This window comes from Pseudomonas sp. RW407 (genome assembly GCF_003176655.1).
GTDB classification, from domain to species: Bacteria; Pseudomonadota; Gammaproteobacteria; order Pseudomonadales; family Pseudomonadaceae; genus Pseudomonas; species Pseudomonas delhiensis.
Map to the genome: position 1 here is coordinate 328,580 of NZ_QGSL01000029.1, position 7,175 is coordinate 335,754.

Here is a 7,175-nt window from a genome sequence, read left to right on the forward strand (position 1 = left end):
GCGGCGCGCCCGGCGGGCCTTGGCAAGGGGCAGCGATGCCTGTCTAATGGGCGCCCTTCAGGAATCAGGCGGCTTTTGAAATGGCTTTGATCGTACAGAAGTTTGGAGGGACCTCCGTCGGCACCGTCGAGCGTATCGAGCAGGTGGCCGAGAAGGTGAAGAAGTTCCGCGAGGCGGGGCATGACATCGTGGTGGTGGTCTCCGCCATGAGCGGCGAAACCAACCGCCTGATCGGCCTGGCCAAGCAGGTCATGGAGCAGCCGGTTCCGCGCGAGCTGGACGTCATGGTCTCCACCGGCGAGCAGGTCACCATCGCCCTGCTTAGCATGGCCCTGATCAAGCGCGGTGTGTCGGCGGTTTCCTACACCGGCAACCAGGTGCGCATCCTGACCGACAGCGCGCACACCAAGGCGCGTATCCTGAGCATCGACGACGCCAACATCCGCAGCGACCTCAAGGCCGGCCGCGTGGTCGTGGTCGCCGGTTTCCAGGGCGTGGACGAGCACGGCAACATCACCACCCTCGGCCGCGGCGGCTCCGACACCACCGGCGTGGCCCTGGCCGCGGCGCTGAAGGCCGACGAGTGCCAGATCTATACCGACGTCGATGGCGTCTACACCACCGACCCGCGCGTAGTGCCGCAGGCCCGCCGACTGGACAAGATCACCTTCGAGGAAATGCTGGAAATGGCCAGCCTCGGCTCCAAGGTGCTGCAGATCCGCTCGGTGGAGTTCGCCGGCAAGTACAATGTTCCGCTGCGCGTGCTGCACAGCTTCCAGGAGGGTCCGGGCACCCTCATTACCCTTGATGAAGAGGAATCCATGGAACAGCCGATCATCTCCGGCATCGCCTTCAACCGCGACGAAGCCAAGCTGACCATCCGTGGCGTACCGGATACCCCCGGGGTGGCCTTCAAGATCCTCGGGCCGATCAGTGCCGCGAACATCGAAGTCGACATGATCGTGCAGAACGTCTCGCACGATAACACCACCGACTTCACCTTCACCGTGCACCGCAACGACTACCTGGCGGCCCTGGAAATCCTCAAGCAGACCGCCGCCAACATCGGCGCGCGCGAAGCCACCGGCGACACCAACATCGCCAAGGTCTCCATCGTCGGCGTCGGCATGCGTTCCCACGCCGGCGTCGCCAGCCGCATGTTCGAGGCGCTGGCCAAGGAGAGCATCAACATCCAGATGATCTCCACCTCGGAAATCAAGGTGTCGGTGGTCATCGAGGAAAAATACCTGGAGCTCGCGGTACGTGCCCTGCACACCGCCTTCGAGCTGGATGCCCCAGCCCGCCAGGGCGAGTAAGACGGCATCATGCAAAAGGCGCGGCTCATCCCGCGCCTTTTGTCGTTTTTGACCGGGCCATCGGAACTTTCATTCCGCGTGGACTGGTCAATACTTGGGTGAAGGAGCACACACTTGATTTTCAGTGGCTCTGCCGCCATTTCTTTTTTGCAGACTGCTTATCCGAAACACGAAAGGAGAAAGGAATGCTGATTCTGACTCGCCGGGTCGGAGAGACCCTGATGGTTGGTGATGACGTCACTGTGACCGTACTGGGCGTCAAGGGAAATCAGGTGCGCATTGGCGTGAATGCGCCGAAGGAAGTCGCTGTCCACCGCGAAGAGATCTACCAGCGCATTCAGAAAGAGAAAGACCAAGAACCAAACCATTAATTTTTCTAAAAAAATTCTTTGCAAACGGGGAAAACATGGATATCATGCGCCCCGTGTTGCGGAGAGGTGGCCGAGTGGCCGAAGGCGCTCCCCTGCTAAGGGAGTACACCTCAAAAGGGTGTCGGGGGTTCGAATCCCCCCCTCTCCGCCATTTGCACATTCTGGTGCGAATGACGCGTCAGGTAGCTAAGCTACTGAAAAGATTGAAAAATCTGTTTGACACGTCTGAAAGTTAGGACTAGAATCTGCGCCCCATCAGCGCACTCATAGCTCAGCTGGATAGAGTACTCGGCTACGAACCGAGCGGTCGGAGGTTCGAATCCTCCTGAGTGCGCCACTACACAGGCGGTACGCGAAAGCGGACGCCAGCAGCGACGAAAGGCCCCGGCCCAAGGTGCTGCACCAGTTGGTGAACCTGGCTAAACTGCACCAACCAGCGCACTCATAGCTCAGCTGGATAGAGTACTCGGCTACGAACCGAGCGGTCGGAGGTTCGAATCCTCCTGAGTGCGCCATCTACCGAAAGGGCCTGCAGCAATGCAGGCCCTTTTTCTTTGCCCCCGATTTTTCAGGCCCGGACTCAGGCTCAGCGCCGCTGGCGCGCCGCCTTGCCCTGCACGCAGCCGAACTCGTCGAAGGTCACCGTGCGCCTGCCCTGGCCGGGCCTGGCGTCGTAGTGGTAGCGCTGCCGCTCGTCCAGCTGGCTGACGCGGTCCGGGCGGCCGAAGGCGCTTTCCACGTCCGCGCGGGTCATGCCGGTGCGGATGCGCTTCTGCAGGATCGCGGTGCGCCTTTCCCGGTCGTCGAGCTGGTTGCCGCAGCCGTCCTCGCGCTCGCCGACCACTACCGTCCCGCCGCCACCCGGGGCCGCCTGCCGGCGCGCCGGTTCCTGGCGGGCGAGGGGCACCGGCTTGCCGCTGCCCGGCGTCGGGTTGTGCGCCCGCTGCTACAACCCGAGAAAAAGCCCTAAGTATTTGATTTTTCTTGAAAAAATTAAACGGTATCCGCCGGCTGGGCATCGTTTTGCCCAAAAATTGCCTTACCCGCCAACGGATTCAGGCGAACTGCCTCAGCCAAATGCTCAGGCGCAAAATGCGCATAACGCATCGTCATAGCCAAGCTGGAATGACCGAGAATCTTCTGCAATGCCAGAATATTCCCGCCCTTCTGCATAAAACGACTCGCAAACGTATGCCGCAACGCATGACTTGCCTGCCCCTTAGGTAGCTCAATTCCAGACCGATCTAGCGCACGTCGAAACGAACCAATAGCACTAGTAAACCGACCATGCCGCTTCCAATGCTCCAGAACAAAACGCTCAAGCGCCGGATCAATTGGAACTGATCTAACTTTGCTGGACTTTGTCTTAGAGAACGTCACAACCGAATCACGAAGCCTTGACGGACCAAGCCCTTCCGCTTCCGACCATCGCGCACCGGTAGCAAGACAAATCATCACAATCGGCTCAACATGCGGATTCTCACACCCCGAACGAATCGCATGCAGCAAAACATCCACCTCATCATCAGTGAACCAAGACAACTCCCGTTCATCAATACGAAATGGCTTCACCTGCTCTAACGGATTGACATATGCAATCTCACCAAGACTGCGCAATTCATTAAAAACCGCACGAAGATAACCAAACTCATTATTAAGAGTCTTGGGCGATATACCAGCCTCATGCCGCAACCGACGATCCAGCGCATACTGATGCGCCTGAAAGGTCGCCCCCACCGGATCACCCAGTCTAACCACCATATGGTCCAAAGTGACACGACACCGCTCGCCATCCTTAAGCATATGACCATGCAGGTTGTACCAAAGATCAACCAACTCGGAGAGCCGCCGACGATCCGACCGCTTTGGCGCCCAATCTTTTCCCTCTGCCGCCTTTTTAAGCAGGTGCTGCTCAAACTGTGCAGCCTCGGCACGGACCTTAAAACGACGACGAACCCGCTTTTCCGGCGTCACCCATAGGTCGACCTGCCAACGACCACAAGGGAGCTTTTTGATCGCCACTAGACAGCCCTCCCCCAGCGTATCGTCCGCTCCTCGAGGAGGTCCCGCACATGCTCATAGATCGCCCTTTCGTCCTTTCCCTTTGCGGCGTAGTGGTCGCGAATAACGGGCCAGCATTCCCATTCCTGGAGTCTAGCCATCGCCTTTTTTGCGCCGACACGCTCACGGGCAAGCAAGGAAATGAAATTCCCCATGAAAAGGTCAACATTCTTACCAGAGAAGCCCCGCGACGACTTGTAGTAGCGCTTATAGGCCGTCTGATCGAGCAGCGACGGCACCGGCACCTCGACGTGCACATCCTGGCGAATCAACGTCCAGAACGCCTCATAGACACCCGGACGAGCCAGCAGCCGGAACAGCGACACACCGTAGGACCACAGACCATCCAAGTGCGGCACCAGATCGGCATAGCAGTCAGTACCAATATAGGCCCCGGTATCCATGCTGGCCGAACCTTCCGCGAACTGCTGCACCACCGAGTGATGGAAACGAAGCTCTATGCGCCAGACCGATTGATCTTTTTGATAGTTCGCGGGATCCGTTTCATCGAAAGGATTGTTGATTCGCGACCAGATCGACTCCCAATAGTCGAGCTTGTCCGTCGCCTTCGCCTGCACCGACTTGTTGTAGATGCTCAGCTGAATACCGTTCGCTGAACCGAACATGAAGGTCTCGCCACGACCATAGACAGAAGCCTTCGCAGCCCAGGAAATTTCACTGATACCGCTGATGTCACGCTGCAAGCGAGCCTTGCAATGCATCCGCGTAGACAGGTCCGCCGGAGGCTCCCAACCCTGCACATCGAGCGCCAAGTGAACCGCGCATTGATTACGCTCCCAATGCACCAGCACCTGCCCGGCCAGGTCATCCATGAGCCTCTGAAGCTCGGTATGCGTCATCGAGTCGATAGTGTGCGGGCTCACCTCGATTTTCAGGTGCGGTCCTATAGAGTCCAGCTTGCTATTGAAATTCTTCACCAGCAGCACCAGCCCAAGGTCAGCATTCTGCAGCTTGTACTGATAGCCACTGTCGCGGCCAACCCGACCGGCATGCCAACGGAACCCGGCAAAATCGACAAGCCCAGGTTCCTCAAAGAACCCAACCACCTCAGGGCGAATCATGCCCCGATACAGTTGCCGCACCGTATCCACACCACACCGAAGCAGACGCACGCCGGAAAGGTCCGTCATCCGGGTTGAAATTGGATCAATGAAGAGCCGGCCGCGCGGGTTCCCCAGCGCCGTCTCACGATCCAACCGAACTTGATCCTTTGCCTTTTTCATCGTTATCCAACCTTATCCATCTATGTCCTGTCGAAACTCGGTCTCTATGACGTGTTACAGGGACGTCACCCCGCCGCCGCCCGGCCCGCAACGTGGTCGCCTCGTACCTCGGCAATTCACGTTCGCGGGCCAGCGGCAGCCCCAGTTCCTATCGAGGCACATAGTCAAAGCTCCCACCCGACTGGACATAGGTGGCCGCGGCACCCGCACTAGCCGACCGCCATGGCCGCGACGAATACTCGGTATCCGGCACCACCGTCACAGGAACGACCTGCGGGGCGCTTTCCTGCTGGAAAAGCCGCGTAGGCGAGTCAGCAGCGGGCGACAGGGATGAAGGAGCTTGTGCGACCTGCTGCGGGGCCTGCTGGCGACGCGAGGAGCGCCACGGATCAAACATCCCTTCTTTGATGTTCACGAGGCAGGCCGCCTGAGCCATGGATATCGGCGTACCCTGCTGGGTAAAGCACCGGCACGGCCCCGTCTGGAACTTCACACAGCCCGCAATACGCGGAAAGTCACTCGGCTTAGTCAGCTGGTCATAGATAGGAGCCGTCCAGGGCATTCCCGGGATACGAGGCTGCACAGTCTCTAAGGACCAAACCACGCTTCCAGCATCATTATTAACAACAGCCCCGACAGAGCCCCCAGAAGGAGCAGGGTTAACTCGAGCATCACTACTCTTTACCTCCGAAGTAACAGAATCACCTTCCGGCTTATCAGAAATATGATTCATCGTGTAATACGCATAAGAACCACCACCAATCAGCGCAATCAATGCCGCCACCAAGACAGCAATTAACTTCCATGGCGGCCGAGGTTTGTGCGTATCAAACTCGGTCGAAGTATATATTTCGAAAACTTTCAGATTCGTCCGAACAACTTCAGGCGACGACTCACGCTTAGACTGTTTTGAGTCTGGATTAGGCTGGACAGTCTCCCACTTACGCCGGAAAGTTTTAATGTTCCAAGGCTTACTATAGTGAACATGAAGCCCAATAAGCCCACGAACAAACGGATCAAGCATCATCGGGCTGGGCGTGGTAAATATGAAGTCATAACCCTTGTGGCGATGCTTGGCGAACTCATTAATCCATTCTGGAACCTCGCGCCCCGAACGAGCACCAAGATAGTCTTGCACCTCATCGACAAAAACTAAGGCGCCTGCCGGAAGCTCACGCCACTTAGTCAAGTCTTCAATGAGCGTGACACCATGCTTTTCCGGCTCGAAACCCTTCACTTTAGTGCAGAACTTAGGACGCCCCTCATAGCGCTTGTTATAAAGAAAATCCCACAGTTCATTAGAAGTCTTACCCGCGCCATTCCGGCCAGTCGCTAACTTAAGCATGACTACTGCCCCTTAGACGCAGACTTCGAAAAGGCAGCTTTCGCCGCCTGCAAACCCAACAAAACACCATAGGCACTAAAAACAATACCTATCGCATCCTCAAAACCCATGTACTGAAAAAGATGGAGCCCCTGCTCAGGAAGCCCCGACATTTGAGTAATGATCTTATTATGCAACCAATCAAGAATCGGCTTAACCGCCGTTTCCGATACAACCACAACACCCAATGCCGCCAGCAGCCGAGGAAGCAGATAACCCACTGCGGCAATCAATGCCTGAACAAGGACGCCCCACATAGCAAATCCCCCCCCCTATATCGCACGCGAAATAATTCGCGCCGCGTAGAAATAGGCCATAGCAATCAGCGCATAACGTAGCCAAAGCAAATAAGGACAAGCGACAGACCATTTGAACGTTATTTCATGCCCCATAACGTCAACAGTCTGATCCGTCAGACATGCACCGCCATACTCAGAACCTGAAGCCTTCGTTTGGAAGTCAGCAAATATCGAACTTGCTTTATCGTCTAACTGCTCTTGCAATTGATCGACCTTAGTCTCTTCCGTCGCCTTATCCTGCTCAAACTTCGACTTTTCCTCATCAGACGGATCAGCCATCAATTCGCACGTATCTTTATGCTGCTGCTGAAGAATGGCGCACATAACCGCGTCACCATCACACTGAATAGGCGCATCGCACTTCTTACCGCCACCGTCAGTAGAACCGCCCTCGCAGGCCTTAGGATCAGTCGCAGGATCACAGTTAGTCGTATCGTCGCCTTTGCCGCCGTTACCACCACCACCACCACCACCACCACCACCACCGGAACCGCTAGAGC

General features: G+C 56.9%; 8 protein-coding genes and 3 tRNA genes. 5 read left to right on the forward strand and 6 right to left on the reverse strand.

Going from position 1 to position 7,175, the window contains the following annotated elements; all coding sequences use genetic code 11:
• Positions 1-80 precede the first annotated feature (80 nt).
• The 5 genes from DK254_RS02370 (at position 81) to DK254_RS02390 (ending at position 2,202) form a co-directional block, all read left to right on the forward strand.
• Entirely contained in the window at positions 81-1,316 is a 1,236-nt protein-coding gene (locus DK254_RS02370) for an aspartate kinase (protein WP_089391823.1), read from the forward strand.
• A 185-nt stretch (positions 1,317-1,501) separates the two neighbouring features.
• Positions 1,502-1,687: a carbon storage regulator CsrA gene (gene csrA / locus DK254_RS02375; RefSeq protein ID WP_003085981.1), complete on the forward strand. Its 186-nt coding sequence runs from the start codon at positions 1,502-1,504 to the stop codon at positions 1,685-1,687.
• A gap of 60 nt (positions 1,688-1,747) precedes the next feature.
• Positions 1,748-1,838, forward strand: a tRNA-Ser gene (locus DK254_RS02380).
• A 109-nt stretch (positions 1,839-1,947) separates the two neighbouring features.
• Positions 1,948-2,024 (forward strand) — tRNA-Arg (locus tag DK254_RS02385).
• Positions 2,025-2,125: 101 nt separating this feature from the next.
• Positions 2,126-2,202 (forward strand) — tRNA-Arg (locus DK254_RS02390).
• A 71-nt stretch (positions 2,203-2,273) separates the two neighbouring features.
• Here DK254_RS02390 and bamE read toward each other — a convergent pair.
• The 6 genes from bamE to DK254_RS34455 form a co-directional block, all read right to left on the reverse strand.
• Positions 2,274-2,594: an outer membrane protein assembly factor BamE gene (bamE, locus tag DK254_RS02395; protein WP_146219552.1), complete on the reverse strand. Its 321-nt coding sequence runs from the start codon at positions 2,592-2,594 to the stop codon at positions 2,274-2,276.
• 86 nt (positions 2,595-2,680) lie between these two features.
• Positions 2,681-3,709, reverse strand: coding sequence for a tyrosine-type recombinase/integrase (locus tag DK254_RS02400; protein ID WP_109931947.1), 1,029 nt, complete (start codon positions 3,707-3,709; stop codon positions 2,681-2,683).
• Positions 3,709-4,992, reverse strand: coding sequence for a hypothetical protein (locus tag DK254_RS02405; protein ID WP_109931949.1), 1,284 nt, complete (start codon positions 4,990-4,992; stop codon positions 3,709-3,711). The genes DK254_RS02400 and DK254_RS02405 overlap by 1 nt, the downstream gene beginning before the upstream one ends.
• A 148-nt stretch (positions 4,993-5,140) precedes the next feature.
• Positions 5,141-6,337, reverse strand: coding sequence for a zonular occludens toxin domain-containing protein (locus DK254_RS02410; RefSeq protein ID WP_109931951.1), 1,197 nt, complete (start codon positions 6,335-6,337; stop codon positions 5,141-5,143).
• Positions 6,338-6,339: 2 nt separating this feature from the next.
• Positions 6,340-6,633: a DUF2523 family protein gene (locus DK254_RS02415; RefSeq protein ID WP_109931953.1), complete on the reverse strand. Its 294-nt coding sequence runs from the start codon at positions 6,631-6,633 to the stop codon at positions 6,340-6,342.
• 15 nt (positions 6,634-6,648) lie between these two features.
• A partial coding sequence (locus DK254_RS34455) for a virulence factor TspB C-terminal domain-related protein (RefSeq protein ID WP_305888120.1) occupies positions 6,649-7,175 on the reverse strand: 527 nt, incomplete at its 5' end.

Bases quoted from the DNA above. Each gene is read 5' to 3' on its own strand.
- csrA (WP_003085981.1), top strand. From the start codon at position 1,502: ATGCTGATTCTGACTCGCCGGGTCGGAGAGACCCTGATGGTTGGTGAT.
- DK254_RS02405 (WP_109931949.1), bottom strand. From the start codon at position 4,992: ATGAAAAAGGCAAAGGATCAAGTTCGGTTGGATCGTGAGACGGCGCTG.
- DK254_RS02370 (WP_089391823.1), top strand. From the start codon at position 81: ATGGCTTTGATCGTACAGAAGTTTGGAGGGACCTCCGTCGGCACCGTC.
- DK254_RS02415 (WP_109931953.1), bottom strand. From the start codon at position 6,633: ATGTGGGGCGTCCTTGTTCAGGCATTGATTGCCGCAGTGGGTTATCTG.
- DK254_RS02410 (WP_109931951.1), bottom strand. From the start codon at position 6,337: ATGCTTAAGTTAGCGACTGGCCGGAATGGCGCGGGTAAGACTTCTAAT.